The sequence below is a fragment of the Candidatus Halocynthiibacter alkanivorans genome (assembly GCF_003333265.1).
GTDB lineage: Bacteria > Pseudomonadota > Alphaproteobacteria > Rhodobacterales > Rhodobacteraceae > Halocyntiibacter_A > Halocyntiibacter_A alkanivorans.
Genome location: NZ_QOLB01000040.1, coordinates 1 through 23,357, shown reverse-complemented (window position 1 = coordinate 23,357; position 23,357 = coordinate 1). Strand labels below are relative to the sequence as shown.

22 protein-coding genes and 1 tRNA gene are annotated in these 23,357 nt (G+C 59.2%); 15 read left to right on the top strand and 8 right to left on the bottom strand.

Annotated features, from left to right (window positions below; all coding sequences use genetic code 11):
* Nucleotides 1-49 precede the first annotated feature (49 nt).
* Nucleotides 50-126: transfer RNA gene (locus tag DWA01_RS03595), tRNA-Met, on the top strand.
* Nucleotides 127-546: 420 nt separating this feature from the next.
* Here the strand turns inward: DWA01_RS03595 and DWA01_RS03590 are convergent.
* Complete coding sequence (locus DWA01_RS03590) at nucleotides 547-2,052, bottom strand: aldehyde dehydrogenase (NADP(+)) (RefSeq protein ID WP_114284287.1); 1,506 nt, start codon at nucleotides 2,050-2,052, stop codon at nucleotides 547-549.
* Nucleotides 2,053-2,177: 125 nt separating this feature from the next.
* Nucleotides 2,178-3,122 (bottom strand): LysR family transcriptional regulator, encoded by a 945-nt coding sequence (locus DWA01_RS03585; RefSeq protein WP_160115952.1) that lies wholly within the window; start codon nucleotides 3,120-3,122, stop codon nucleotides 2,178-2,180.
* A 199-nt stretch (nucleotides 3,123-3,321) separates the two neighbouring features.
* Between DWA01_RS03585 and DWA01_RS03580 the strand changes: the two genes are divergently transcribed.
* The 9 genes from DWA01_RS03580 to DWA01_RS03540 all read left to right on the top strand — a co-directional run bounded on the left by DWA01_RS03580 (nucleotide 3,322) and on the right by DWA01_RS03540 (nucleotide 12,993).
* Nucleotides 3,322-4,302: a tripartite tricarboxylate transporter substrate binding protein gene (locus DWA01_RS03580; protein ID WP_160115951.1), complete on the top strand. Its 981-nt coding sequence runs from the start codon at nucleotides 3,322-3,324 to the stop codon at nucleotides 4,300-4,302.
* Nucleotides 4,303-4,427: 125 nt separating this feature from the next.
* Nucleotides 4,428-4,910, top strand: a complete 483-nt coding sequence (locus DWA01_RS03575) for a tripartite tricarboxylate transporter TctB family protein (RefSeq protein ID WP_114284284.1) — start codon at nucleotides 4,428-4,430, stop codon at nucleotides 4,908-4,910.
* A 2-nt stretch (nucleotides 4,911-4,912) separates the two neighbouring features.
* Complete coding sequence (locus tag DWA01_RS03570) at nucleotides 4,913-6,574, top strand: tripartite tricarboxylate transporter permease (protein WP_114284283.1); 1,662 nt, start codon at nucleotides 4,913-4,915, stop codon at nucleotides 6,572-6,574.
* A 34-nt stretch (nucleotides 6,575-6,608) separates the two neighbouring features.
* On the top strand, nucleotides 6,609-7,394 hold the full coding sequence (locus tag DWA01_RS03565; protein WP_114284282.1) for an SDR family oxidoreductase: 786 nt from the start codon (nucleotides 6,609-6,611) through the stop codon (nucleotides 7,392-7,394).
* Between the two features lie 15 nt (nucleotides 7,395-7,409).
* Nucleotides 7,410-9,137, top strand: a complete 1,728-nt coding sequence (locus DWA01_RS03560) for a thiamine pyrophosphate-binding protein (protein WP_114284281.1) — start codon at nucleotides 7,410-7,412, stop codon at nucleotides 9,135-9,137.
* A gap of 55 nt (nucleotides 9,138-9,192) precedes the next feature.
* Nucleotides 9,193-9,555 (top strand): NIPSNAP family protein, encoded by a 363-nt coding sequence (locus tag DWA01_RS03555; protein WP_114284280.1) that lies wholly within the window; start codon nucleotides 9,193-9,195, stop codon nucleotides 9,553-9,555.
* Between the two features lie 33 nt (nucleotides 9,556-9,588).
* Nucleotides 9,589-10,218 (top strand): glutathione S-transferase family protein, encoded by a 630-nt coding sequence (locus DWA01_RS03550; RefSeq protein ID WP_114284279.1) that lies wholly within the window; start codon nucleotides 9,589-9,591, stop codon nucleotides 10,216-10,218.
* A 43-nt stretch (nucleotides 10,219-10,261) separates the two neighbouring features.
* Nucleotides 10,262-11,218 carry an aldo/keto reductase gene (locus DWA01_RS03545; protein ID WP_114284278.1) on the top strand — a complete coding sequence of 319 codons (957 nt, stop codon included), beginning with the start codon at nucleotides 10,262-10,264 and terminating at the stop codon, nucleotides 11,216-11,218.
* A gap of 626 nt (nucleotides 11,219-11,844) precedes the next feature.
* Entirely contained in the window at nucleotides 11,845-12,993 is a 1,149-nt protein-coding gene (locus tag DWA01_RS03540) for a GNAT family N-acetyltransferase (RefSeq protein ID WP_114284277.1), read from the top strand.
* A gap of 5 nt (nucleotides 12,994-12,998) precedes the next feature.
* Here the strand turns inward: DWA01_RS03540 and DWA01_RS03535 are convergent, their stop codons facing one another.
* The 5 genes from DWA01_RS03535 to DWA01_RS23050 form a co-directional block, all read right to left on the bottom strand.
* Entirely contained in the window at nucleotides 12,999-13,583 is a 585-nt protein-coding gene (locus DWA01_RS03535) for a class I SAM-dependent methyltransferase (protein ID WP_114284276.1), read from the bottom strand.
* Nucleotides 13,584-13,610: 27 nt separating this feature from the next.
* Nucleotides 13,611-14,300, bottom strand: coding sequence for a polysaccharide deacetylase family protein (locus DWA01_RS03530; RefSeq protein WP_114284275.1), 690 nt, complete (start codon nucleotides 14,298-14,300; stop codon nucleotides 13,611-13,613).
* The gene (locus DWA01_RS03525; RefSeq protein WP_114284274.1) at nucleotides 14,297-15,490 is read right to left on the bottom strand and encodes a glycosyltransferase family 2 protein; all 1,194 of its coding nucleotides are present in this window, start codon (nucleotides 15,488-15,490) and stop codon (nucleotides 14,297-14,299) included. Before DWA01_RS03525 ends, DWA01_RS03530 begins: the two co-directional genes overlap by 4 nt.
* 637 nt (nucleotides 15,491-16,127) lie before the next feature.
* Nucleotides 16,128-17,408, bottom strand: a complete 1,281-nt coding sequence (locus DWA01_RS03520; RefSeq protein ID WP_160115950.1) for a pilus assembly protein TadG-related protein — start codon at nucleotides 17,406-17,408, stop codon at nucleotides 16,128-16,130.
* 5 nt (nucleotides 17,409-17,413) lie between these two features.
* A complete protein-coding gene (locus DWA01_RS23050; RefSeq protein WP_160115949.1) occupies nucleotides 17,414-17,836 on the bottom strand; it encodes a TadE/TadG family type IV pilus assembly protein in 423 nt (140 codons plus the stop codon).
* A 486-nt stretch (nucleotides 17,837-18,322) separates the two neighbouring features.
* On the opposite strand from DWA01_RS23050, the gene rfbC reads away from it, so the two are divergent.
* From rfbC to DWA01_RS03490, 5 genes are all read left to right on the top strand, one after another.
* Complete coding sequence (rfbC, locus tag DWA01_RS03510) at nucleotides 18,323-18,895, top strand: dTDP-4-dehydrorhamnose 3,5-epimerase (RefSeq protein WP_114284271.1); 573 nt, start codon at nucleotides 18,323-18,325, stop codon at nucleotides 18,893-18,895.
* Nucleotides 18,892-19,932 carry a dTDP-glucose 4,6-dehydratase gene (rfbB, locus tag DWA01_RS03505; protein WP_114284270.1) on the top strand — a complete coding sequence of 347 codons (1,041 nt, stop codon included), beginning with the start codon at nucleotides 18,892-18,894 and terminating at the stop codon, nucleotides 19,930-19,932. The genes rfbC and rfbB overlap by 4 nt, the downstream gene beginning before the upstream one ends.
* The gene (gene rfbD, locus DWA01_RS03500; RefSeq protein ID WP_114284269.1) at nucleotides 19,929-20,822 is read left to right on the top strand and encodes a dTDP-4-dehydrorhamnose reductase; all 894 of its coding nucleotides are present in this window, start codon (nucleotides 19,929-19,931) and stop codon (nucleotides 20,820-20,822) included. The genes rfbB and rfbD overlap by 4 nt, the downstream gene beginning before the upstream one ends.
* Before the next feature lies 1 nt (nucleotide 20,823).
* Entirely contained in the window at nucleotides 20,824-21,702 is an 879-nt protein-coding gene (rfbA, locus tag DWA01_RS03495; protein WP_114284268.1) for a glucose-1-phosphate thymidylyltransferase RfbA, read from the top strand.
* A gap of 112 nt (nucleotides 21,703-21,814) precedes the next feature.
* Nucleotides 21,815-22,087, top strand: coding sequence for a hypothetical protein (locus DWA01_RS03490; protein ID WP_114284267.1), 273 nt, complete (start codon nucleotides 21,815-21,817; stop codon nucleotides 22,085-22,087).
* A 288-nt stretch (nucleotides 22,088-22,375) separates the two neighbouring features.
* On the opposite strand, the gene DWA01_RS03485 is transcribed toward DWA01_RS03490, so the two are convergent.
* Nucleotides 22,376-22,567 carry a hypothetical protein gene (locus DWA01_RS03485; RefSeq protein WP_114284266.1) on the bottom strand — a complete coding sequence of 64 codons (192 nt, stop codon included), beginning with the start codon at nucleotides 22,565-22,567 and terminating at the stop codon, nucleotides 22,376-22,378.
* Nucleotides 22,568-23,357: the final 790 nt, after the last annotated feature.

The following is a 23,357-nucleotide window of genomic DNA, read 5'->3' as shown; positions in this document are numbered from 1 at the left end:
CCTGGAAAAGATATCAATAATCTCTCAAACGATAACAATACCACCCTGTCGCGGGATGGAGCAGCCCGGTAGCTCGTCAGGCTCATAACCTGAAGGTCGCAGGTTCAAATCCTGCTCCCGCAACCAACTAAACACCACATTATCAGCGCCTTACGCCCCGCAATCGCGGGGCTTTTTGCGTTGGTGGTTCCAACTGTGGAAGCATAGTGGAAGCACGCGGAGCAGGTTCGCTGGTATGGCGGATGCGCACGCTTATCGCGCCGCTTGCCCGCTAAGCAGTCGGGTGAATGTTTTAGTACATGGGACCCACCAGTGGGATGGGATGCTCTTGTCTGGAGGGAAGGCACTGAAGGAGCTTCAATCCGCCGCGACGGCTGTCGATGTTGTCTTGAGCCCCGGGCATCCTTCATCCCTCCGGTGAGCGGCAAGGCTGGTTTTGCCTTGCCGCAACCAGTCGCAAATCCGCGACAAATCCCGGGGCCAGAACGTTCATAACCTGTTGAGACCGACCCTCTGCAACAGCTGATCGCAGAGGGCAGGTGCAACCTATATCAGGTCGGACGGCAGAATGGCCTCCGGAATATTCTGATATGAAACCGGCCGCAGGAACCTTCTGATTGCCATGGTCCCGACAGAGGTTGCGCCAAAATTGGTGGAGGCCGGGAACGGGCCACCGTGGACCATTGCGTCGCTCACTTCGACGCCGGTTGGAAACCCGTTGGCCAGCACGCGTCCGGCTTTGCGTTCCAGGATGGGCAACAGCGCGCGGCCCTGATCTGCGTCCCGGTCGTCAAGATGAAGCGTACAGGTCAACTGACCCTGCAGCGATTTCGCGACGGCAATAACCTCGTCAAAATCCCTGGCCAGAACGACAATTCCAAGCGGCCCGAAGACCTCTTCACTAATCGATTCATTGGCCAGAAATTCTTTGGCTGATGTGGTGAACAGGTAAGGCGCGGCTGTGCGCGCGTCGCAGGTGGTGCTCAGAACTTCCTGCGCAGCACCACTTTCGCGGATACGGTCCCGGCCCGCACGATAGGCGGCGGCGATGCCGTCCGTCAGCATGGTTTGCGGGGCTGAGGCGGCCAGCGCTTCTTTCGTGGCGGCGATAAAGCGGGTGGCGTCGTCGCCGTCGGTCAGGACCGCAATTCCCGGGTTGGTACAGAATTGGCCTGCCCCCATCGTCAGGGATGCCGCCCAACCTGCGGCGATGTCCGCATGGCGTCCGGCCAGCGCGTTTGGCAGCAGGAACATCGGGTTCACCGAGCCCAGTTCACCGAAAAACGGAATGGGCTCGGGACGCGAGGCGCAGAGATCATACAAAGCACGCCCGCCGCCTAGACTGCCGGTAAAGCCAACGGCTTTGATCAGCGGGTGCTGAACCAGCGCCTGTCCAACGGCCCGGTTGCCGCCCTGAATTTGGGAAAATACGCCCGGATGCAAACCGCAGGTTTTTATCGCGGCGTCAATGGCCTGCGCAACGATGTCACTTGTCCCGGGATGGGCGGAATGTCCTTTGACGACCACCGGACAACCGGCGGCCAGGGCTGAGGCGGTGTCGCCGCCGGCGGTTGAGAATGCCAGCGGGAAGTTTGAGGCGCCAAATACGGCCACAGGGCCAACGGGACGCTGCATTAGCCGGATGTCCGGGCGCGGCAGTGGCGTGCGGTCTGGCAAGGCGGTGTCATGGCGGCGGTCCAGATAGTCCCCGGCCAGGATGTGGCTGGCGAACAGGCGGAGCTGGCCGATGGTGCGGCCGCGTTCCCCGATCAGGCGTGCTTCGGGCAGGCCGGTCTCCTGGGTGCCAATTTCAGTGATGGCATCGCCGCGCGCGTCAATCTCGTCCGCGATCGCGTTCAGAAAGGCAGCACGGTCTTCACGGGAGGAATAGCCAAAGCTCCAGAACGCCTCTTCAGCCGCCTGTGCCGCGGCATCAACCAAGGCAGGGTTGCCGACTGCAAACTGGTGCGCCGGGCCATGTGCCGGCTGGTTTTCAAACGTTGCCTCGCCGGCAACCCATTGACCTGCAATCAGGTGGTTTCCATTAATCATGGGGACGTCCTTTATTTCTGAATAGGGTCGTGTTGTTGCGCGCCCGGCATGGCGTTTTGGCCGTAGATCGCCGGTTCAAAATCTGGCAGCGTCTGATGCACGGGCAAATGTGTTTGTCCAGGGGATCAGCTGGTCACTTTCAGGATGGAATTATCGGGGGATTCAAATTCCCACGGGCGGTTGGTTCTGAACCGCTTTCTGAGGAAATCCACGAAGGCCTTAAGATTGGGGGCCATGCCGCGATGGGGTTGGAACACGACATTAAAATCAACCGACGGGCCCCGGTATTCGGGCAATACGGGGACCAGCTTACCACTGCGCACATATTTCCGGGTCATCCAGGCCGGCAACAGCGCCACACCAAGCCCGTCCACTGTCAGCGACAGCAGAGCCTCGTGGTCGCGGACCGACAGGCGCGGATTTACCCGGACTTTTGTGGTGTCATTGCCATGTTCAAGCATCAGATCGACAGGGCCGAAGGTGATTTTGCTGGCCAGATATGAATGCGCGGCAAGATCATCGGGCTGGCGCAGTGGCTGCGCAGAGGCGAGGTAGCCGGGGCTGGCAAACAGGTATTGTGTCGATGAGCCAAGCGCCACAGCGCAGAGGGATTCATCATCGATCTCACCTTTACGCACCGCCACGTCACAGCGTTCTTCGCTCAGATCAACTTTGCGGCTGGTGATGGTGAGGTTGAGTTTGATTTCGGGGTACATCTTCAGAAACTCTGGCAGCAACGGCAGAATAAAGGCGCGGCCCAGCGTTTCCGGCAGGCTGACGTTCAGCAACCCGCTGGGGGTGGAATGCATCGCGCGGATCGCGTCGTCGGCGGTGCGCGCTTCGTCCACTAGTCTTGCGCAATGCTCGTAATAAACTCTGCCGCTTTCGGTCAGACTCAGCTTGCGCGTGGTCCGGTGCATCAGTTTCAGCTGCAGGCGGTCCTCCAGCGCGGCGACACGCCGGCTGACATTGGATTTTGACATCTGCAAATCCGTAGCGGCCGCAGAGAAGCTGTTTCCTTCGACCACCGCCGCAAATACGGCCATGTCTGTGAGTAGATCGGCGTCCATACATTGTCCCATGTGTGCAACAAAGAATTCATTTTGCTTGTATTGTTATTTATATGAAACGCCGATACCCATGTAAAGCCACTAATCAGAAGAGGCGGGAGGGCTTCGATCTTCTGAAGCGATGTGGATGCCGGCGCAGATGCCGGCGCAAAGCGCAAAAACGGGCCTGGACCCGTGGCGCAAAAGGGAGGACGTACGAATGAAATTTAAGAAATCTTTTCTAAAAGTCGCAGGCGCCGCAATGGTTGCCGGGCTGGCAACTGCGGCGCCGGCGGCGGCAGCCGTTGAGCTTCCGTGTACAACGGCCAAGCTTATTGTTCCCTGGGGGCCAGGTGGCGGCACCAGTGTGATCTTCGGCATCTTTGAACAGGCCATCCAGGCCTCGGATGCCAAGGTCAAAATCAAAGTGGTCACAGTTCCTGGTCAGGGCGGCGCTCTGGGGGCCAAAGAGGCTGCTGCGGCCAAGCCGGACGGCTGTACACTTTTCGCCATCCATCAGCATATGGTTGTGAACTACATCAATGGCGTCACTGACTTTAACTGGGACGAGTTTGAGCCGGTGGCGCTGCTGACCGATACGCCGGAAATCATCGGGGCAGGCAGCCACGTTGAGTATAGCGATCTCGAAGGCATGCTGGCCGCGGCGAAAGCCAGCCCGGGAGATATTCCGACAGGCGTGTCCATGGGGGCGACAAGCCACTTCTTGTGGCTGATGCTCGGGGCTAAAACCGGGACCGACTTTGCATATGTTCCGTTCCAGGGTGGTACAGCAGGGCGGGTCACCGGTCTGTTGAATGGCACCATCGATCTTGGTGGTATCAATATGGCGGCCGCACGGACACAGCGTGGAGATGGCGGGCTGAAAGCCTTTGCGATCGCCGCTGAAGAACGTAGCGACCTGATTCCTGACGTGCCGACTCTGAAGGAGCTGGGCATCGACATGAATTACTCGCTGACCCGCGGTATCATGCTGCCCAAAGGCACTCCAAAAGAGATTGTCGATTTCTGGGCGTCCGTGTTCAAAGGTCCGACTGAGGATGCGGATTTTGTAGCGCAGCAGGCGGCGAAAGGCACTGCGGTGCTGTACAAAGGTCCTGCGGAATACGCCGAGTGGTGGGAGGAAACGTCTGCAGAATTCCTCGACGCAGCGAAAAAGATTAAAGTTGGCCGGTTCCAGTAAAGCCAATTCTGCGGGGCTTCATTGTCCCGCAGGCACCTGTGGCCGCCTGGCCTGAAGTCCCGCACGCACCATTCAAATGCTCTGAGTGGCTGTCGTTCCTACCAGTTTTCCGAAAGGAATGTATCATGCGCCTGAATCGCGACACGATCATTGCCATCGTTTTATTATTCCTCAGCGGCGCATTGTTCGTCAGCACCTATCAGTTGCCCGCTGCGATGTTCGGCCAGTTGCCTTCGTCGCTCTGGCCGCGTATCATCCTGATCCCGTTGGCTATTTTGGCATTTATCTTGCTGATTCAGGCGCAGAGAACCACGGCGGATCCTTCGGCGACATCGATGGGGTTGCGGCAATGGCTGCAGTATTACCGCAATCCGATAGTTGTATTTTTCCTGTTCTTTCTGTTCCTGGTGACAATGCCAGTCCTGGGAATGCTTATCGGCGGCGTTCTGTACGTCTTTGTCACCCTGAATGTTCTGGGCGGATGGGGGCGTAAACAGCTGCTCCAGCACGGTTTGATATCTGCGGTTTTTGTCATTGGCATGTGGACCGTATTCACGCAGCTTCTTGGGGTGTTCCTGCCCGAAGGCATTCTCCTGAGGGTATACTGACAATGAATCTCTTCTCCAGCCTCGGGCTCGCGGCTCCCGAGTTGTTTACGATCACCACAATGGCTCTGATGATGGCGGGCACTTTTGCCGGTCTGCTGGCGGGCGCCATTCCCGGTTTTACCATCGCGATGGCCGTGGTGCTGGTGCTTCCTTTTACATTTGCGATGTCCCCGGTGCAGGGGCTGGCCACGATGATCGCCGTGTATGTCGGCGGGTTGTCGGGCGGCCTGATGTCGGGCATTCTGACGGGTATTCCCGGTACACCTTCTTCGGTTGCGACGACGTTTGACGGCTATCCGCTGGCCAAATCCGGCAAGCCGGGGCTGGCACTGGGCATCGGCGTATGGTCGTCCTTTTTTGGCGGGGTCATTGCCTCCGTTGTGCTGATGCTGGTCGCGCCACAGCTGGCGATGATTGGTCTGGAATTCCAGCCGGTTGATTTCTTTGCGCTGGTGATTTTTGCACTGACAGTGACGGCCAGCCTGGCGGGCGACCAGATGCTCAAGGGTTTGATCGGCGCCTTGTTTGGCCTGTTGATTGCCACTGTTGGCAGCGACGTAGTGTTTGGGCTTCCGCGCTTCACATTCGGTGTTGAGTCCGCGTCCAAGGGCTTTGCCTTTCTGCCGGTGCTGGTTGGTCTGTTTGCCTTCAGCCGGCTTCTGGGCGACGTGCGCGATCCTGAAAATGCGGTCAAGCGGCTGGGCGGCGACGAAGCCCATGCGGTTCATATCGACTATGTGCTGTCCGCCAAGATGGTCATCAGCCGGTGGGTCAATGTGGTGCGCTCATCGCTGTTGGGGGTCTTCATTGGCGTCCTGCCGGCGGCTGGCAGCACAATCTCCAATATTCTGGCGTATGATCAGGCCAAGAAAGCGTCAAAAGAACCGGAAACTTTCGGCAAAGGCGCCATCGATGGCATCATCGCTCCGGAAAGCGCCAACAATGCGACCGCTGGTGGCGCGCTGATTGTGATGATGGCACTCGGGCTGCCCGGCGACATTATGACTGCGATCATGCTGGGGGCGTTGCTGGTGCATGACGTCATCCCCAGCCCCTCGTTTATCTCTGACGAGCCCAAGATCGCCTACTCGATCTTTCTGGCCTTCTTTGTCGCCAACTTCATGATGCTGTTTCTGCAATCGATCACGTTGCGCGGATTTGTTCTGATCACCAAAGTCAAAATGTACATGCTGACAGCGGTGATCCTGTTCTACTGCGCGCTTGGCATTTTCGCGCTCAATAACATCGCCTATGACATGTGGACACTGTTCGTTTTTGGGGTTCTTGGTTTTGTGATGCGGGCGCTTGGTTTCCCCGTCGTGCCTATCGTTCTGGGTGTCGTGCTTGGCAATATTGCCGAGGTGCGCCTGAGCCAGGTGTTTGCGCGTGGCGATGGGCTTGAAGCGTTTCTGACCCGGCCCTGGGCGTTGTTTTTCCTGCTTCTTTCCGTCTTTTCGATCCTGTTTCCTTTCTATCAGAAACACCTGGGAAAACCGGGTTGGACGACATATTTCGTGCCGATGCTGCTGATCGTAATGGCCGGTCCGGTCTTTATGATGCCGGGCGTAATCCGCCCCGTTATCGCCGGGCTTATGCTTGCCGCCGGTATCGTGCAGCTGATTACGCGGCTCAGAAACGGGCAATCCGGTCCCGAAAAAATCTAATAATTCAACATAATACGACTATCGAGGAATAATCATGGATCTGGGTATCAAAGGTAAAACGGCATTTGTCCTTGGCGCGTCACAGGGGCTGGGGCGGGCGATCGCTGAGCGTCTGGCCGCCGAGGGTGCAAACCTGGTGCTGTCCGCACGTCGGGAAGATGTTCTGCAGGAACTGGGCGCCGAACTGACCGCGAAATACGGGGTATCCGTACAGGTTGCGCCGTCGGATCTGACCGATCCGGACGCGGTGAGCGCACTGTGCGTCCGCATTCGCGACGAGTTCAAACCTGACATTCTGCTGAACAACGCAGGCGGCCCACCTCCGTCGCCGTCCACGGGTGTTGCCCAGGAGCTCTGGAAGTCCTCTGCACAGTCTTTGCTGTTCAGCATCATTCAGATCACCGAAGCGGCGCTGGAGAACATGCGGGTCAATAAATGGGGCCGTATTCTGACAATCGGATCTTCCGGTGTATTGCAGCCCATTCCAAACCTGGCGGTCTCAAATACCATTCGCGGCGCTATGGCCGGGTTTTCAAAAACCCTGGCGGCGGAAGTGGCGGGGGACGGCATCACCGTCAACACGATTTTGCCAGGAAAAATTGACACCGCTCGTGTGGGTCAGCTTGATACCGCCCGCGCCGGTCGTGAAGGCAAAACGCTGGAGCAAGTGCGCACTGAACTGGCAGCAGGGCTGCCGGCGAAACGCTATGGCAAGCCAGAAGAGTTCGCCAATGTGGCTGTGTTCCTGATGAGTGAGCCAGCGGGATATGTCACCGGTCAGATGACACGGGTTGATGGCGGCATGATCCGCAGCCTCTGAAACAGGGATTCTACAATGTCACAATCAACCAATCCCGAAAGGCCTGGTGCCTCAGGCGAACCCGCTTTGCGGCCAGGCGGTCATATCCTGGCCGACCAGCTGAAATTGCTGGGCGCGGACACTGTCTACTGTGTGCCGGGCGAAAGCTTTCTGGGGCTGCTGGACGGGCTTTATAATCACCAGGATGCCATCCGCACGGTGACGTGCCGCCATGAAAGTGGCGCTGCAAACATGGCCGATGCCTATGCCAAACTGACCGGAAAACCGGGGATTTGTGCGGTGACGCGCGGGCCAGGGGCGACCAATGCGGCAAACGGGGTGCACACCGCCTATCAGGACTCATCGCCAATGATCTTGCTGATCGGGCAGGTGGCGCGGGACATGGTGGACCGCGAAGCCTTTCAGGAGATGGATTACCGGCAGGTCTTTGGCCAGATGGCCAAGTGGATCGCGCAGATAGATGACGCCAGCCGCATCCCGGAATATCTGTCCCGCGCCTGGAAAATCGCTCAGTCCGGGCGCCCCGGTCCGGTGGTTCTGGCGTTGCCGGAAGACATGTTGATGGACATGGTCGCGGTTGAAGACCTGCGTGCCACGGATCTGGCTGAGAGCGCGCCAACGCAGGGATCAGTTGCTGAGCTCGAAGAGCTGATGACGTTTGCCAAACGGCCGATGATGCTGGTTGGCGGGCCCTCCTGGGACGCTGGTTGTGCAGAAAAAGCGCTGGCGTTTGCGGAGCGCACCGGACTGCCGGTGGCTTCCAGTTTCCGCTGTCAGGACTATGTGGATAACGATCATGCAAACTATGTCGGTGTTGTTGGCATCGCGCCCTCAGCGAAGCTGCGCCAGCGCATTGAAACCGAAGTTGATCTGCTGATTGTTGTCGGCTCCCGTCTGGGAGAGATGACGACGCAGGGTTATAACCTGGTCAACATTCCCAATCCGCAAATGAAGTTTGTTCATGTGCACCCCGGTGCGGATGAACTTGGCATGGTCTATAATCCGGACATTGGCATTGTCTCTTCGCCGAACGCGTTTTTTGACGCCGTCACATCAATTCGGGACGGCGAAGGCAAAAACCGCTGGGCGGACTGGCGGCAATCTCAGCGTGAAGACTATGAGGCGTTTTTGGAGCCAACAGAGGTGCCCGGCCGGCTGAACATGTCCAAAGTGATCCGCCACATCACCGACAGCATGCCCAATGATACAGTTCTGAGCAATGGGGCGGGCAACTACACGGTCTGGGCGCACCGGTTCCACAAACACCGCGCCTACAGAACGCAACTGGCGCCGACCAGTGGCTCGATGGGCTATGCGGTGCCAGCGGCGATCGCGGCCAAACTGCACAGCCCTGAGCGCCAGGTGATCAGTATTTCCGGGGACGGTTGTTTCCTGATGACATCCCAGGAACTGGCCACGGCGAAGCAGTATGATGCCGATATCATCTATCTGGTCGTGAACAACGGCATGTATGGGACCATCCGGATGCATCAGGAACGCAACCATCCGGACCGGGTGATCGCGACTGAGCTGCACAACCCGGATTTTGTCGCCTATGCGGCCTCCTTTGGCATTGATGGTGAACGGGTTGAAACAACTGAAGATTTCCCGGCGGCTTTGGAAAGAGCGCGCGGGCGCAAGGGGGGTTATCTGATCGAACTGATCGTGGATCGCGAAGCGCTGACCCCGGTGCAGACCCTTGAACAAGTCACACAACAAGGACGGGCAAAGCTGGCGGTCTGACCCTGTTGGGGCCGCGGCCTGTTTTGTCTGAAGTAACATTCCTGTGGAGCATGCTATGATAATTGAAGAGCGGATCTATTCGCTGCATATCGGGGCCGCGGCAGAATATCTGCGGCTCTATGAAGCCGAGGGTCTGGCGGTGCAAAGGCCGATCCTGGGCCGGATGGTCGGCTACTTTTCGAGCGAAATAGGCCCTTTGCACCAGCTGATCCACCTCTGGGCCTATAAGGACCTGGCCGAGCGCAGTGAACGTCGCGCAAAGCTGGTCGCGGATCCGCGCTGGAAAGCCTATGTGCCAAAAATCCGCCCGTTTATGATAAGCCAGGAAAATAAAATCCTGATACCGGCCGCCTTCAGCCCCTGGGCGAAAGATGACCCGGCGCTGGATATGGCGTCACCTGAATACACCTCTCTCTGACCTGACCTGACCTGACCAATATCGGATATCGCAATGATTGATCTCTATTCCTGGACCACCCCGAATGGCCGTAAAGTCTCTATTCTGCTGGAAGAACTTGGCGTCGAATACACCGCCCACCCGATCAACATCGGCCAGGGCGACCAGAAAACACCGGAATTTCTGGCCATCAGTCCCAACAACAAGATCCCGGCGATTGTGGATCAGGACAATGGTCTCAAGCTGATGGAATCCGGCGCGATTATGCTCTACCTCGCCGAAAAATACGGCCGCTTCATGCCGACTGATCCGGAAGGCCGCTGGAAAGCCCAGGAATGGCTGATGTGGCAGATGGGCGGTCTGGGGCCGATGCTGGGGCAGGCGCATCACTATGTGCATTTCAACCCGGGCAAGGCGGATTATGCGGAAGAGCGTTTCCGCGCGGAAAGCAAACGGCTGTATTCCGTCCTGGAGAAACAGCTGGATGGTCGTGAGTATATCATCGACGAATATTCGATCGTTGATATGGCCTGCTGGCCCTGGGTGTCGCGCTATGAGTGGCAGGAAATATCGCTGGAAGACTACCCGAATGTGCGGGCGTGGTATCAGCGTATTGCGGCGCGTCCCGCAGTCCAGGCGGGCTATCATGTGCCAAAGAAAGTGGGCGAAATTCCCGCTGGCTGATCTGGGCAAACGGGTACGTTCAATAACGGAGTAAAGCCAAAAGATGGAAAAAACGGGTCTTGGCCGCACAGGCCTGAGTGTCAGTGTGGCCGGGCTGGGATGCGGCGGTCACAGCCGGTTGGGGCTGGGAACTGGCGGCTCCCCGCGCCACGCGGTCTCTGTGGTCAGCGCCGCCCTGGATGCCGGCATTAATTTTATCGACACCGCACGCGTATACGGGACCGAAGACATTGTCGGCCAGGCAATCGCGGGCCGCAGGGATCAGGTTGTGATTTCGACCAAACTGCCGGTCGTGCAGCCGGGAACATCGGCGCTGGGCGCACAGCACGTGCCGGCGGCGGATTCCATCGCTTCGGTGGAGGACAGCCTGCAGCGCCTGGGCACCGATCACATCGATATTCTTCATCTGCACGGGGTGGTGGCCAGCCAGTATGAGTACTGCCTGAACGAGCTGGTGCCGGCGATGCAACAGCTGCAGCAACAGGGCAAAATCCGCTTTCTCGGATTGACGGAACGGTTCATATTTGACCCGCAGCACAGCATGCTGACCCGGGCGCTGCAGGACGATTGCTGGGATGTGTTCATGGTTGGGTTCAATCTGATAAACCAGTCTGCACGCCAGCGGATCTTGCAGAAGACCGCAGACAAAAACATTGGCGTTCTGAACATGTTTGCGGTGCGGCGTGCGCTGAGCCGCCCGGAGGCTTTGCTGCAACTGATTGCCGAAATGGCCGACAATGAGCTGATCGACGCCACGCGGTTCGATCTGAGGGATCCGCTGGGGTTTTTGCTTGATGACAGTGACGCTGACACAATTGTCGAGGCGGCCTATCGTTTTTGCCGGCACCAACGCGGTGTGGATGTCGTGTTGACCGGCACCGGCAACACCGGTCATCTGAACGAAAATGCAGCGGCCATTCAGAAAGGCCCCTTGCCGGGTCCCTGTGTGGCGCGGCTGCAGGAGTTGTTCGGCGGAATTGACTCAGTTTCCGGAAACTGAATGCATAGCCCGGGCTATGAGGCATCCCGCAAAGGCTTTGCAGATGGCTTTTTGTGCTGGCGCATCTGAACAATCTTTGCGGATGAAGCGTATTTTGCTGGCGCGCGCACCGGGTCTGCGAAATGCCCCGGCAAAAATCGGTCAGCCTGCGAAGGTGTAATGAGCTGTCTGCCAAAGGGTGTCCGACGGCGGTCATCAGCATGCGAATTGAGGGCGGCGGCGCTGGTTTCATCGTTGAAAGGTCAAAATATCAACCAGATACCAGCATATACCGTCCAGATCCTACGGGCTGTTTGTGTTGATCTGTCCACAGTGGGAACACACAGCATAAGATCAGACCGGTGTGTGTTGGCAACAGTCGGAGCTCCAGTGATCTGGGCGTAATCGGCCATAGCCGACGTCTGTCCCTGGTGCTGCGAACGGCTGCGCCGGGCCCAAACTGTCAGATTGTGCAACCGCTGCGCAGGATGCGCGGCATCAGATCAGTCAGGGCGCTTGGCCTCTGAGCCATATTTTGCTTAGATGGGATGCCGGACCAACCCGGTGAGGGACCATGATACCAACGCTGGCAGAACGCGCAGACGCGCAAACCGGGCCGGCATGGATCAAATTATTCTGTACCGCTTATGTCACCAGAAACCTCAGAGCTCGAAATTCGACGGGCAACATCACTGGACCTGCCAGCCATCGAAGTCTTCCTCGGTGACTCATACGGTGCGGCCGCCGCCTATAAAAATTCCGAGCGCTGGATCTGGCAATTCTGCAATGCGCCTGGAAAGCCGCAGGGCGATTCAGCGCCTTCTGTCTGGATTGCATGCGAAGGCTCCCGTGTCGTCGGGCAGATTGCTGTGCAGGACGCCAGGGCCTGGTTTGCGGGCCGTCAGATTGACGCGGGCTGGATCGTCGACGTCATGATCTTGCCCGCGTTCCGGGGCCGCGGCCTTGGCCATCTGATACATGCGGCTGTGGTAAAAGACCGGGCGACGGTGGTGACCCTGACGATGGCGCCGGCAACGCGGCGGATGGCGGAACGGGCGGCGTGTGTGACGCTTGGACCGACCTCGCAATTTATCAGGCCACATGCCGTGAGCGCGCGCACGGTTTGCAGATACCTGAGCCATAAAATTGACAGTGGCACGCGATACCGCCGCCTGTTTGCGTTTTTGCGCAGGGTGGCTGCCGGTCCCTATATCCTTGCGGCGGTGGCGCGGCTGTCCGTCGCTGTGCGGCAGCTGTTCCGACGCAGATCTTCTTGTTTGTCGCGCTGCGAGATGACCGAAGTTGACCGTTTTGACGCCGGATATGATCAGTTCTGGCAGGCTCTGCGCCCCCGGTTTCCGGCGATCCATGACCGCTCTGCGGACAGCCTGAACTGGCGGTTTTCAGAGTGTCCTGGTCTCACCTACCGGAAGTTTATTCTGCGCCGGGACGGAGACATCAGCGGCGTCGTCATTACCCGGACCTGTGAGGCGACCGAGCTGCCGGCGGGCATCATCGCTGACATACTGTGCGACCCGGAGGATGCCGGCACTTTGGATGCGCTGATTGAACTGGCGCAAACGACCCTGAACCCGGTGTGCGAATATCTGGAGGCCGCCGCCTCTACGCCTCAGTACTGTGCTGCCCTGCAGCGCGCGGGATTCACAGCGGTGCGGACCATGCGGCCCACCGTCGTTTGCGACAACGCGAGACTGAAAGCGGACATCGAAAAATCCGCGCAGGGCTGGCATTTCACCAAGGGCGACCACGACTGGGATCAGATCCACCCGGTCTGAAAAACTCAGCGCTGCCAGAGAAAGCAGTTCCAGACCGTGTGCTGGTGCCGGATGTCGGGCAGGCTCTGCCAGCCAGGGCCTTCGACGGCAGCGCGGAGCCCTTCTGTGCGTTCGCTGTAGCTTGAGACGAATATGCGCCGGCTCCGCGCTTGCAAGACCGGCAGTATGACGCCAGGGTCCGGAAGATAATAAAGAACCTCACAGGCGGTGATCAGGTCGAAGTCGACACCCGGAAAGATCCGGTCGATGGCCTCCAGCGGACCAACCCGGAACTCAGCCTGAGGCACCAGCTTTCGCGCCCGCTTGATGGCGAATTCGCTGATATCCATGCCATGAAACCTGTCGGTCAACCGGGCCAGACTGACGCTCTGATGTCCTTCCCCACATCCCAGTTCAAGGATGGTTTGGTAATGCGGCTGACAGCCGGAAAGCAGCTCGTTGGTGGCCCGGAAACGATGCTGTTCCCGCCGCGAGGTCATATTCCAGGGGTCCCGCCTGGCATAAAGCGCGCGCAGCTTGCCATAGGAGCCGGTAAATGCGGTGTGCCGCAGCATCACCCGGGTCCAGAGATCGGAAATCTGTTTTCGCATATGAAGGATCACCTGTTGTCAGTTTACCTATAGCAGATGGCGTCGCAGCAGTTGTGAAAGCCTGCGCTTCAACCGCCGCTGCAGAGAGTATCTGTCTTGCAAAATCTGGCCCAGAGAGGCGACGTCCGTGTCCGCTCTGATGGTGTTCCGGGGTTGTATACGGGCGCTGATACACGCGGCCCCGGTGTCGGATGTGTGAATTTTCCGGAAGTGCTGCCGGTGCAATGCGGCCATGATTTTCCGGTTGTAGGCGCCAAAAGGTATTGCCACCTCATCGATGCAGCTGCCGGTGATCTCGGATAATTCGTACGCGGCCCGGACCGTTTCGTCCTGGAATGTCTCTGCCGCCACGTGTCGCCAGTCGAGATGGTGCCGGCCGTGCAATCCGATATTCATATCTGAGGCCGCCATATCCCGGATGTCTTCGGCGGACAGGTATCGCGGGTCAGCCATGCGGCCCAGAAGAACAAAGAACGTGGCCTCCAGGCCGCGTTGCCTCAGTTTTTGCACCGCAATTTCGAGATCAGACCTGTTGCCATCATCGAAGGTAAGCCTGACCCGGCCGCCTCCGGAGCTGAAGCTTTGCACCCGGTCCAGAACCTGCTCAAACTGTGCCACCGACAACCAGTAGGGCGCCTCAGTCGCGTCCACGTCGGCGTGTGGCGTGCCCAGGCCGTGAAAATTCAGGATGATATGGTGAAGGGATTCTGCAGTCATTTTGGCTCGCCCGATTTCGCAAAAGCCAGCTTCCGCGCGTCAGGCGCGATGCGGTCCGCCACCTCGGCCGGCGGGGCCAAACCGTGCAGGCCGCGCCAGGCGCCCCTGGCCTGGGCAACACTTTCCGTGAGCAGGATTTTCAGGATTTTCAGGACCGAATACGCATAGGCGACGGGCACGGCCACAGGATTGATCCTGAAGATGAACCTCATCCGGTTGCGGAAATTGAAATAGTTGGCGAACGCCGTCGGTGCGCGGTTCACCGCTCCGGTGCCAATGACGGTTCCGCCGTGATGATGGACCACCGCCGCCGGGCACCAGATCAGCGGCAAATCCCCCCGGCGCGTGGCCCAGTCCACCTCTTCAAAATAGAGAAAGTAGTCCTCGTGCATCAGGCCGGCATTTTTGATGAATTCTCTGGACGCGACCATACTGGCACCGGAAATAAAACGCCGGGCGCTGTCGGGCAAATCGGGGGCCTCTGAGGTCAAAAGCCCCTGATTGAGGTTTTTTACCCGCCCCGTCCAGTGGCTGACGTGGCCGCCGTCAGACTGGATGATGGCTTCTTCTCCCAGGTAAATGATGCGCCCGCCCATGAGAGAAAACGCGCTTTTGGCGGCCTCCGCGACAAACGCAGACGCGGTCTCTGGCGGGACAACACAGTCCGGGTTCAGCACCCAGAACAGGTTCACCTGCGCATCCTGTTGCAACAACCGGATGCCCTGATTGGCGGCGGCGGCATATCCCGTATTCACCGGGCATCTGAGCAGGGTCAGCGCGGCGTTGCTCACTGAGGCGTTGTTCACCGGGGTGTTATTCACCGGGGTGTTGGTCGCGGCGGGCGGGGGGGGCGGCGCTGCAGAGGGCGCTGGTGCAGGGGCACCGGTCACAGCAGGCGGGAACATCCCGGACAGGGACGCATCGGGTGGGAGTGTCGGGGGCGGCGAAGCAGGGGCATTGCGCGCGGCGGGGATCTGACCTGCGGTCAGCTCCTGATATTGTTGCGCCTTTGTGGCGGCCCAGTCCCGAATGACGTCCCGGGTATGATCGGGAGAGGCATTGTCGCAGACCACGATCCTGATGGCTGTGTGGTGAGATCGCGACAGGCTTTCCAGACAGTCCGCAATCACGTCGGCGGACATGTACGTTACGATAATGATACCAAGCGTATTGTTTGTTTGCCCGCCCATAAAACCGCATCCTCCTGAAAACTTCCGCGCGCCTGAATTCTCCTGCCGGACCCCTCAGCCGGACCCCTCTGTCGGATGATTACCTGCCTTACAGATTACGCACCGCCAGGTCTGATTGCAAACTCAGCTGCAGCGCGGGCGGTTGAGCCCGGGCCGCCCGGTTCAGAACCCGCATCCTGCCGGGTCCCGATCGGCGCAGACAGGTTCACCGGGCAGAGAGTTTGTCACACTGGTTCAGGCCGTGGTTCACCCCTCAGGAGATCAGCATTTTTAACACACGTGGATTCACAAACCCGGGCAGGCAGACACAGAGTGTCTTTGCTCAGGACCATATTGGACAGGCCCGCAGCAACATCTGGCCGGGCCGCTTTCTTTGACGTTCACACCGGACGTTCACACCTGGCAATATTACGGTAATTCCCCGATTCTTACCAGGGTCCGCACAGATCTGACGCGGCCGGACCCGGTTGCACGGCGGCTGTGCTGCTACCTGGTCCCATATTGCGCCTCCGCTGCCGGCATTGCTGATTTAAACGCTGGGGCTGCCTGCTCCAGCGGTGTTTTGTCTGTATCCCGCACCAACAGCGTTTTGACACGTGGTGGGCTTTTGTCGTTCTGACCCGGTTGCACAAGCGGCCTATCTTACCAGAGCAAACTGCGTGCCGACGGGGAACTCAAGATCGCCAAAATCTGACGCCAACCCGCCACCGCAGCTGCCAAAAGTATCCGCACTGCCATAATCGATTTTGCCGGTTGCCTCCGCATGAACACCTTTAATCCCCGCGACGTCGGAGCCCAGTTTCAACTCTCCCCTGGCGCCCATCTGAGCACCGCGGAAATAATTGTCAGAGCCAAACTCAATATTGTCGCCGGAATACAGGTAGATATTATAGGTGCCGTCAGAGCAGTAATTCAGCGACCCGATCACATTGTCGGACCCGAACAGGATCTTGTCCTCTGTGGCGAAGACCACGTTTGACAGCGTGACATCGGAGCCGACCTTTATTTCCTTTTTCGCCACAATGGCGATGTCGGAAATCACCCGGTCTGAGCCAAGGTCGGCGACCTCTTCCACGATATACAGCGTGTTGGGTATGAGCGGAGTCACATCGGTGATTTCATTGAGATACACCGGGCCGTTGGTGATGAAATCCGGCATTTCATTAAGCAAGCCGTTTTGCATATCGTCGACAATGCCGGAGACCAGGCCGGGCAGTTCGAGATCGTACTCGGCCTCCATCAAGGAATCTTCGACAGCGCCGTTCTCGCCGCCTTGTTCAAAATCCGACAGGTCATTCATTGCAATTGTGGTGCCGGGGGAGACCGTGTTGTCGGAGCCGATTTTCACCCCGTCATCGCCGTAGAGGCAGAAGTCCTCGGTATAATCGTTGTCCGAGCCGGAGAGCACTTCCTCGGCGGAGAAAAAGCCGCCGCTTTTGCAGCCTTTCCCAGGTTCACTTTCAGCGACTGCAGAGCGCGAGATTTCAAATTCATTGATGCCGGCAAACATGGCAAAAATGGATTGCAGCGGGTTTTCGTTCGCATTGGTCCGTCTGGCGGTGGCGCGCACGGCGTTTTTCGGCTTGGCGCCAGCGACAAATACACTGCCGTCCCAGTTTCCGGTCTCAATGTCTGCGGCTTTCAGAACCGGATGACCATTGATGGCAGCATAGTTTTTCCCGCTGTAGAGCAGGGCCTGGGTCCGCACGTCATTGTTGTCCGGCAATTGGCTGGCACCGGCGAGCGCGGCGGCAGAGGCGGTGATCTGAAGCCGGTGACCGGTGAGCCGCACAAGGCCGATGTCGATGACCCACGCGAGCATCAGAAGAAAGACCGGCAGCGCGACCGCCACCAGCACAATGACCGCGCCCGAGGCGTCCCGGAGAAGTCGTATCAGGGTTTTGACTGTATTGGACACCAGCGTCACTCCTTGCGCATTGTCACTACCGCCTGCAGGTCCGGAATTACTACGATGCTGGTGAACATGCCGGCGAACGGATTGGCGGTGGCAACGATCACCCGCACATCGTCTGTGCCGGTGGTGCCGATATCTTGTGCGGTGACGGTAAAACTGTTGGGCCAGGTGGACAGGTAGGCCGTCGCATTGGCGGCGGCAGCGGCCTCGCTGGCGGTGCCGACAGACAGTTGCCGGGCGGCCTGGCGGGCGGCGTCATACATATTGTCGACAAGCGCCAGGGTCCCGCCCCAGGTGATAATGCCGAAGAACAGGAGCAGGAGCAGCGGCAATACCACGGCGAATTCGACAAGAGCGGCGCCATCGTCCGCGCGCAGGAAATGTCGCGGCCCGGGCAGAACCCGGGTATCATCATGCGAAGTAATCTTCACAACATGGCTCCAATGTTTCGTTTCAATGCGTCGTATTATGCCGGGTCCCGGCCGCCTGCGCATCGTCCGGAGCGCCCGGTTATTCAACTCCAGGGTGCCAAATCGCGCTGACACCGGGGCAGGACCGGAGCGGGGCAAGGCTGTTTCAAGCCGGGGGTCGGGCCCACCACTGGACTGGTTTGTCGCGGCCCGCCAAAGGCAGCGGTCACGGCACTGCTGTTTGGCGGAGCGCTGCGCGGCGGTGCATTTCGTATTTTGACGCAGGGTCCTGGTCCTGCTAAAATACTGCATAGACATACTGCCAGATTTACCAGGTTCCGGCCGGTTTTGGTGATCCTGGCCGGGGGCGATCAGGGCGCAGCGGCGGTCAAAACCTGAGACCAGAGGGCCGGACCATATCTACATCTGCCGCCTCGGCTGCTCCCTTTATTTATGGGCATCCGGAGCAAGAGACACAGCGATTACTGCCTGACACCAGGGGATATTATGATCATCTCAGAAACACGGCTGGCTGGCGTCAGACTGATCACACCCGCGCGGTATAGCGATGCGCGCGGCTTCTTTTGCGAAAGCTACAGCCGGGCGCGGCTTCGCGAGCACGGTATCGGCCTGGAATTTGTGCAGGACAACCATTCCCTGTCGCATGAGGCGGGCACCGTGCGGGGGCTGCATTTTCAGGCACCGCCCCATGCCCAGGCCAAACTGGTGCGTTGCGGCCGCGGGCGGCTGTTTGACGTCGCGGTGGACATCCGGCGCGGATCGCCTGGGTATGGTCAGTGGGTCGGCGAGGAACTTTCGTTTGAAAACGGCAAACAGCTGTTTGTGCCGGCCGGGTTCCTGCACGGCTTTGTCACGCTGGAGCCAGACACTGAGGTGATCTACAAATGCTCCGATTATTACGCGCCAGACTGCGACGGCGCGGTGCGCTTTGATGATCCCGATATCGGCATCGACTGGGGCATTGCCGCAGGAACCGCGATCCTGTCAGACAAGGACGCCGCCGCGCCATTGCTGGCGGATTTTGTCTCTCCGTTTGAGTATGAGGAGGGGCGGGAATGAGGCTTCTGATCACCGGCGGCGCGGGGTTCATCGGCTCTGCCGTGGTGCGGCTTGCCATTTCGCAGGGCCATCAGGTGGTCAATCTGGACGCGCTGACCTATGCCGCCTGCCTTGATAACCTGGCCAGCGCGGCCGGCAGTCCGCTTTATGTGTTTGAACAGGCCGACATCCGGGACCGCGCCGCATTGGAGCGGATCTTTGCGACCCATCAGCCCGATGCGGTGATGCATCTGGCGGCGGAAAGCCATGTCGACCGCTCGATTGATGCGCCGGGTGTGTTCATGGAAACCAATATCACCGGCACTTACAACATGCTGGAGGCGGCGCGAGGGTACTGGGCGGATCAGGGCCGGCCCGACAGGTTCCGTTTTCACCACATCTCGACCGATGAGGTTTTTGGCAGCCTTGGCGCCAGTGGCCAGTTCACCGAGGTGACGCCTTATGCGCCGAACTCCCCCTATGCTGCGTCAAAAGCGGCCTCCGATCACCTGGTACGCGCCTGGCACGAGACTTACGGGCTGCCGGTGGTGTTGAGCAATTGCTCCAACAATTATGGCCCGTATCAGTTCCCCGAAAAGCTGATCCCGGTGACCATTCTGAACGCTTTGGCGGGCCGGTCGCTGCCGGTCTATGGCGCGGGCAAGAATGTGCGTGACTGGCTTTATGTGGAGGATCACGCCGATGCGCTGCTCACCGTGCTTACGCGGGGCGAAACGGGCCGCAGCTACAATATTGGCGGCGAGAACGAGGTGCAGAATATTGAGATCGTGAAGATGATCTGCGCCATTCTCGATGAGTTGCGGCCAGCCGCCCGGCCCTATGCGGAGCTGATCCGTTTTGTGGCCGACCGGCCCGGGCATGATCTGCGCTATGCGATTGACCCGACGCGCGTCCGGGAGGAGCTGGGCTGGGGCCCGTCGCGCACGTTGCAGCAGGGGCTGCGCAAGACAGTGCAGTGGTATCTCATTAATGAGGCCTGGTGGCGGGCGCTGCAGCAGCGAGAGGGTGTCGGTACCCGTCTGGGGACAGCGGTATGAAGGTGCTCATATTTGGCAAGACCGGTCAGGTGGCAATAGAACTGCAGCGGCGGGCTGCGCAAACCGCTGGCCTCACGCTCACCGCGCTCAGTCGCGAAGAGGCCGACCTGTCAGACCCCGCCGCCTGTGCCGCGATCATCAAAGGCTGTGACGCCGATGTGGTGATCAACGCCGCCGCTTATACCGCCGTGGACCGGGCCGAACAGGAAGAGGCGCTGGCGACCCGGATCAACGGCGAAGCACCTGGCGCCATGGCGCGGGCGGCGGCGGCGCGACTAATTCCGTTCCTGCATATTTCCACCGACTATGTGTTTGACGGTGCCGGTGATCTGCCCTTTGCACCCGATGCCGCGACCGCGCCGCTGGGGGCTTACGGGCGCTCAAAACTGGCGGGCGAGATTGGTGTGTCTGCGGCAGGTGGGGCGTATGCGATCCTGCGCACCTCCTGGGTGTTCTCGGCGCACGGCAGCAACTTTGTCAAAACCATGCTGCGGCTTGGCGCAGAGCGGGAGCAGCTGAGTGTTGTCGCCGATCAGACCGGCGGTCCCACAGCCGCGGCCGATATTGCTGCCGCTTTGCTGCGCATGGCGGATGCGTTTCACAGCGGTCAGGCGCGCGCCGGCCGCCCTCTCAGCGGCACGTATCATTTTGCCGGGACACCGGACATCAGCTGGGCCGGCTTTGCCCGCGAGATCTTTGCGCACAGCGGGCTCAGCACGGAGGTGACTGATATCGTCACATCAGACTATCCGACACCGGCCAGACGCCCGCAAAATTCACGGCTGGACTGTATGAGCCTGGCGCAGGTGTTTGGCATTGAGCGGCCGGACTGGCGGCCCGGGCTGCGGGATGTGTTGCGGGATGTATTGCAAGAGTTGAGGGGGCGGTGAGATGGTAAAACGCAAAGGTATTGTTCTGGCTGGGGGATCCGGCACCCGGCTGTTTCCGATCACCATGGGGGTCTCCAAACAGCTGCTGCCGGTGCATGACAAACCGATGATTTTCTACCCGATCTCGGTTCTGATGCTGGCCGGGCTGCGCGAGATCGCGATCATCACCACGCCTCAGGACCGGCCGCAGTTTGAACGCCTGCTGCAGGACGGATCGCAATGGGGGCTCACGTTCACCTACATTGAACAAGCGTCGCCCGACGGGCTGGCCCAGGCCTATATTCTGGCCGAAGAGTTTCTCAATGGCGGTGCGTCGGCGATGGTGCTGGGCGACAATATTTTCTTTGGTCATGGTCTGCCCGAAGTGCTGGCGGCGGCGGATCAGAAAGACCGGGGTGGCACGGTGTTTGGCTACAGAGTGTCTGATCCCGAGCGCTATGGGGTGGTGGAGTTTGATGACGCCTATCAGGCGCTGTCGATCACCGAAAAACCGGAACATCCTGCCTCTGATTATGCGGTGACCGGGCTGTATTTCCTTGATGGCAGCGCCCCGGAGCGCGCGCACAAAATACGGCCCTCCGCGCGGGGTGAGCTGGAGATTACCACCCTGCTGGAAATGTATCTGGCGGAGGGCAGCCTGGCGGTGGAACGCATGGGGCGGGGCTATGCCTGGCTGGACACCGGCACCCACACCAGCCTGCTGGACGCGGGCAATTTTGTGCGCACTCTGGAGACCCGTCAGGGGTTGCAGGTGGGCTGCCCGGAAGAGATCGCTTACGGCGCCGGCTGGATCAGCCGCGAAGCCTTGCTGGCGCGCGCAGACTTGTTTCAGAAGAATTCCTACGGGACATATTTGCGGCGGCTGGTCAGAGACAGGTGATGCCGCCGGGTGGCTGGCCTTTCCGCCGGCATGGGACATGGCCAGCAGACTTGGCAGGGCCTGTTGGGCGATGTATCTGTTGCACAATATGGTATTTTGATTGAGGGCTGATTTGTTTAAAATCTTTCGGAAGAGGGCATTCCGCGTGCGTTTCCGTGGCATAAACCAGATCGAATATAAGGAAGGGTCTAAGAAACTTATTCTGGACGGGGAGCGCCTCGCGCCAGGTGCGAAAGTAAGTTTATGGTACTTATTTGAGAAAGATCATGAGTGGGTTGATCCAAGTGGGGAGAAGGTTTCTCTCGAGGAAAAACAAAAGATAAAGAATAATATTGAAGAAGAAATGTTGAAAAATCGCGTTAAAGCAGACGTGGAGATTGCGTAGAAAGCGCACACCTCCCAAGAACGATATCGCCCCTTCGATTTCCCGTATTATTCGATTCCAAAAATTACAGACGAGTTGTCGTTTGTCTCCGTCTTTCTGTCCACTGCCCATGGCTGGGCGATTGCCGGCCTTTGCACTGCCCCGGTGCGGCCTGGCCGAACCCAATCCCAACCGCCCCTCCACCCCTGAGCAGCAGCGGATCAACCGGGTCCCTCACGGGGTCGGTTCCTGTTTCGACCTGGTGCTGGCAGTGAACCGGCACACAGCAGCCCGGGTTTGTGAAACTTACTATTGGTGTTCGGAGTGCCGCGCGGCCCTGGTGATGCACAGGGCGCGCAGGGCGGCAAGAACAAAGACTGCGAGCGCGCCCGACAGGATGCCGGTGCTCAGAACAACAGTGACCGGCTGGCTCTGGAGCAGCAGAATGGCGCCGGTGATCAGCGCAACCAGATTTCCGAAGGCAATGTAAACAACAATCATCCTGTTCTCCGTCACACAGGGCCGCCGCCCCGGATGCTGCACCGACCGCACCGATGCCGATTTTAAACGGTTCTCTGCTCCAGAATAAACCTGGCGCAAGTCTGGTCGGCAGCGGTCAATTGCCGCACAGCGCGCCGCAACTTAGGCAGGAGTGGGCTTTAGGATCCCGGCCATCAGAGGGTGTAAGTGCCGTCATCCTGTCAGCCATACTAGCGGAAACAGCGCATTCGATCCAGATCATTGTGACTGCTCAGGGCACTGAAGGCGGGGCAATACAGGCCATTTTGCTGCGAAAATCAGCAGTTTTCTGCCGACAACCGCTGCCGGGTCAGCAAATTACCCGTCTGGTACTGAGCGGCTGTGCCGGGTGGCCCATGGGGTCGGGTTCGCCGCCAGGTTGAGCCTTTGTCCGGTGCCTCTGCTCCGGTGCTGGCGGCAGAACCGGAGCGGAGGTACAGTTTGTTTCGACTGTTTTCTGCCGCTCCACCCTGCCGGCGGCCGGGACACAGAGGTCGGCAGACCCGACGGCGTTTGCTGCGGGGATGGCAAGTTCCGCGCCCCCCCTCCGTCAGCTTGTCCTGCCCCTCATCCAGCCGCCCGGTCCACTGTCATTGAGGACCGGGGCGCGGCGCAATTAAGCGCACAAGTGGTGGCACAGGGGCTGCACTGCGGGCAGTATTTCCGCTGGCCCGCCACCGATTTTTGACCGCTCAGAGATCTGGCGGGAGCTTCGCGGCGAAACGGTGGCGCGTTGGGGCCGGGCGGCTGGATGAGGGGCAGGACGAGCTGA

Excerpts from the sequence above, each read along its gene's own strand:
- DWA01_RS03575 (WP_114284284.1), top strand. The coding sequence starts at position 4,428 with ATGCGCCTGAATCGCGACACGATCATTGCCATCGTTTTATTATTCCTC.
- rfbC (WP_114284271.1), top strand. The coding sequence starts at position 18,323 with ATGATCATCTCAGAAACACGGCTGGCTGGCGTCAGACTGATCACACCC.
- DWA01_RS03570 (WP_114284283.1), top strand. The coding sequence starts at position 4,913 with ATGAATCTCTTCTCCAGCCTCGGGCTCGCGGCTCCCGAGTTGTTTACG.
- DWA01_RS03535 (WP_114284276.1), bottom strand. The coding sequence starts at position 13,583 with ATGCGAAAACAGATTTCCGATCTCTGGACCCGGGTGATGCTGCGGCAC.
- rfbD (WP_114284269.1), top strand. The coding sequence starts at position 19,929 with ATGAAGGTGCTCATATTTGGCAAGACCGGTCAGGTGGCAATAGAACTG.
- DWA01_RS03545 (WP_114284278.1), top strand. The coding sequence starts at position 10,262 with ATGGAAAAAACGGGTCTTGGCCGCACAGGCCTGAGTGTCAGTGTGGCC.
- DWA01_RS03530 (WP_114284275.1), bottom strand. The coding sequence starts at position 14,300 with ATGACTGCAGAATCCCTTCACCATATCATCCTGAATTTTCACGGCCTG.
- DWA01_RS03585 (WP_160115952.1), bottom strand. The coding sequence starts at position 3,122 with ATGGACGCCGATCTACTCACAGACATGGCCGTATTTGCGGCGGTGGTC.
- DWA01_RS03565 (WP_114284282.1), top strand. The coding sequence starts at position 6,609 with ATGGATCTGGGTATCAAAGGTAAAACGGCATTTGTCCTTGGCGCGTCA.
- DWA01_RS03550 (WP_114284279.1), top strand. The coding sequence starts at position 9,589 with ATGATTGATCTCTATTCCTGGACCACCCCGAATGGCCGTAAAGTCTCT.
- DWA01_RS03540 (WP_114284277.1), top strand. The coding sequence starts at position 11,845 with ATGTCACCAGAAACCTCAGAGCTCGAAATTCGACGGGCAACATCACTG.
- DWA01_RS03485 (WP_114284266.1), bottom strand. The coding sequence starts at position 22,567 with ATGATTGTTGTTTACATTGCCTTCGGAAATCTGGTTGCGCTGATCACC.
- DWA01_RS03560 (WP_114284281.1), top strand. The coding sequence starts at position 7,410 with ATGTCACAATCAACCAATCCCGAAAGGCCTGGTGCCTCAGGCGAACCC.
- DWA01_RS03580 (WP_160115951.1), top strand. The coding sequence starts at position 3,322 with ATGAAATTTAAGAAATCTTTTCTAAAAGTCGCAGGCGCCGCAATGGTT.
- DWA01_RS03590 (WP_114284287.1), bottom strand. The coding sequence starts at position 2,052 with ATGATTAATGGAAACCACCTGATTGCAGGTCAATGGGTTGCCGGCGAG.
- DWA01_RS03525 (WP_114284274.1), bottom strand. The coding sequence starts at position 15,490 with ATGGGCGGGCAAACAAACAATACGCTTGGTATCATTATCGTAACGTAC.
- DWA01_RS03555 (WP_114284280.1), top strand. The coding sequence starts at position 9,193 with ATGATAATTGAAGAGCGGATCTATTCGCTGCATATCGGGGCCGCGGCA.
- rfbA (WP_114284268.1), top strand. The coding sequence starts at position 20,824 with ATGGTAAAACGCAAAGGTATTGTTCTGGCTGGGGGATCCGGCACCCGG.
- rfbB (WP_114284270.1), top strand. The coding sequence starts at position 18,892 with ATGAGGCTTCTGATCACCGGCGGCGCGGGGTTCATCGGCTCTGCCGTG.